3 protein-coding genes are annotated in these 2727 nt (G+C 73.2%); all 3 read right to left on the reverse strand.

What is annotated here, in order from left to right; translation table 11 throughout:
- Window positions 1–88: 88 nt before the first annotated feature.
- Complete coding sequence (locus tag GVV86_RS18365) at window positions 89–481, reverse strand: sterol carrier family protein (protein ID WP_159803661.1); 393 nt, start codon at window positions 479–481, stop codon at window positions 89–91.
- Between the two features lie 58 nt (window positions 482–539).
- On the reverse strand, window positions 540–1559 hold the full coding sequence (locus GVV86_RS18370; protein WP_159803662.1) for an asparaginase: 1020 nt from the start codon (window positions 1557–1559) through the stop codon (window positions 540–542).
- 132 nt (window positions 1560–1691) lie between these two features.
- A partial coding sequence (locus GVV86_RS18375; protein WP_159803663.1) for a molybdopterin-dependent oxidoreductase occupies window positions 1692–2727 on the reverse strand: 1036 nt, incomplete at its 5' end.

Genomic DNA, 2727 nt, shown 5'->3' on the forward strand with positions numbered 1-2727 from the left:
GCCAGGGCGGCGGCGCGGGCCGGGCCCCGGCGGCGCAGGCCGGGCCGACCGGTGCTCCGGTGCGGCGCCGGCGCTGGATGCGCCATGGCTACCGGTCCGGAACGGGAGGCCCGGCGGCCGGACCAGGCGCGTCGGGGAACAGCGGCAGCCAGGCGCTGAGATCGGCCCGCTGCCCGGAGGCCGAAACCTTGCCGACGGCCACTGCGCCGCTCCAGGACAGGGCGCCGGTGGCCAGCTCCAGCCAGGTCTGCGGATCGGTTTCGACAACATTGGGCGGGGTGCCCCGGGTATGGCGCGGCCCTTCGACGCACTGCGTCACACCGAACGGCGGCACGCGCACTTCAACGCTGTTGCCCGGGGCCCGTTCGGCCAGTTCCTCAAGGCAGAAACGCACGGCCGCGGCCTTCTCGGCCCGGCCGCCACCCGGCGCGGCCCGGAGGGCGGCGTGTCCGTCCTCGGTGCTGATGCGTCGTCGTGCCATGCCGTCCCTTTCGGTGCCGTCCCTTTCGATGCCGTTCCTGCCCTCCGCTGCCCGGACCTCAGCTCAGCGAACCCGCGTCAAGCTGGGCCAGCACGGGCGCGGCGAGGCGCAGGCTGCCCACGGGGCGTCCACCGCCGAGGACGCGCGGGACCACCCGCTCAAGCACCGCGCCGACCTCCGCGGCGTCAATGGCCCCGGCGGCCGCGAACAGGCTCAGGCCCACCAGGGTGGCCGCCCGCAGGTTGCCGTCGAGGACCTTCAGGGCCAGGGACGCGCCGGTGGGTGCGGCCAGGACCAGCACGCCCTCCGCGCCGCTCTTGGCAAGGATGCCCAGCTCCTCCATGACCACGGAGTTGTCCTGGCCCCGGCCGTGCACGGCCCACGGGTAGTCGAGCATGGCGGTGGCCACCGTCGCGGCGCGCGCGTCCGCGTACTTGTCGGAAGGGGCCTTGGCGATCCTGCCGATGCCCCGGGCCAGGCCGGTGAGGGACACCGCGGCCACGGGCGCCCCGCAGCCGTCCACGCCCCAGTGCGCCGGCGCCTCTCCGGTGTACTCCTCGATGACCTCGGCGATGCTCTGCTGCAGCGGGTGCGCCCGGTCGAGGTAGGTGGAGTGGTCCCAGTTGTTTTCGGTGCACGCCCACAGGAATCCTGCGTGCTTGCCGGAGCAGTTGAACGCGATGCGCTGTTTTCCCTTGCCGGAGAGGACCAGCTGGGTCCGGGTGGCCTCGTCCTGCGGCCAGTCCTCCGGGCACTGGAGGTGCCCTTCGCTCACACCGGCGGCATTGAGCATGGTCTTCACCACGTCCAGGTGCTCGGCGCTGCCCACGTGGCTGGCGGCGGCGAGGGCCACCTGCGGGCCGCGCAGGGGCACCCCGGCCTTCATGGTGGCCAGGGCCTGGAAGGGCTTGAGGGTGGAGCGCGGGTAGATCGGCGCCTCGACATTGCCCAGCGCGGTCACCACCGAGCCGTCGGCGGCGAGGACGACGGCGGATCCCACGTGGCGGGACTCGATCAGGCCGCTGCGCTCAAGGACGGCGAGATCAACGGCGTCGTCCGAGCTGAAAGTTGAAAGCATGGAACAAGTATTGCCTATCGGCCGGCTCCTTCCGCGGCGCCTTTCCGCCGACGCTGCGCCCGCCGGAGGAGACGGGCCTCCGGCGGGCGCGGCTCCCGCAGCGCGGCGTGCCGCCCGCGCCGGTGAAAGGGCCTAGGTGGCGGTGAACTGGACCGACTGCCAGCCGGAGGCGCCGTTGGGGACGGGGTCGGCCCGCTCCTCGGTCTGGAGCCCGCCGGCGGGGTCCGTGGCGCGGGCGCGCAGCGTGTGGGAGCCCGGGCCGACGGTGATCTCGTGGTGCCACTGGCGCCAGGTGTCGACGGAGGCCTCCGCGGCGAGGGTAACCTCCTCCCACCGCCCGTCGTCGACCGAGACCTCGACCCGGGCGATGCCGCGGGTCTGGGACCAGGCCGTCCCGCCGATCTGGACCGTGCCGGCGGCGACCTTGCCAAAGGAGCGCGGAACCTCGACCCGGGCCATTGTCTTGATCGGGCCCTTCTCGGACCAGCCGCGGTCGGTCCAGTAGGAGGTCCGGTCGGCGAAGCGGGTGACCTCGAGGTCGACCACCCACTTGGTCGCCGACACGTACCCGTACAGCCCCGGCACCACCATCCGCACCGGATAGCCGTGTTCAAGGGGCAGCGGCTCGTCGTTCATGGCGACCGCCAGCATGGCGTCGCGCTCGTCCTGCAGCACGGGCAGCGGAGTCGAGGCGCTGAACCCGTCGCTGCTGGTGCTCAGCACCATGTCGGCGCCCCTCAGCGGCCTGGCCCGCCGAAGCAGGTCCCGCAGCGGGTAGCCCAGCCATTTGGCGTTGCCCACTAGGTTGCCGCCCACCGGATTGGAGACGCAGGTGAGCGTGATGTACCGCTCGATGAGGTCCTCTGCGAGGAGGTCGTCGAAGGTCAGGGTGAACTCCTCCTCGACCATGCCGTGAACCCGCAGTTCCCAGGTGTCGACGTCGAGCTGGGGGACGCTGAGGGCGGTGTCGATGCGGTAGAAGTCGGGGTTCGGGGTCAGCCATGGTACGACGCCGTCCACGGGGGCCTCGAGCCCGGCCGGCAGGACCGGCGCCGGGCTGGCAGGGGCGGGCAGCCGCAGGCTGCGCCGGGCCGCCTCCACGCTGTTGCGCACGCTGCCCAGGGCGCGGCCCCCGGCCGCGGCGGCGGCTGCCGCCGCCGCGGTGATG

The organism is Arthrobacter zhaoguopingii, from assembly GCF_009828595.1.
Lineage (GTDB): Bacteria > Actinomycetota > Actinomycetes > Actinomycetales > Micrococcaceae > Arthrobacter_D > Arthrobacter_D zhaoguopingii.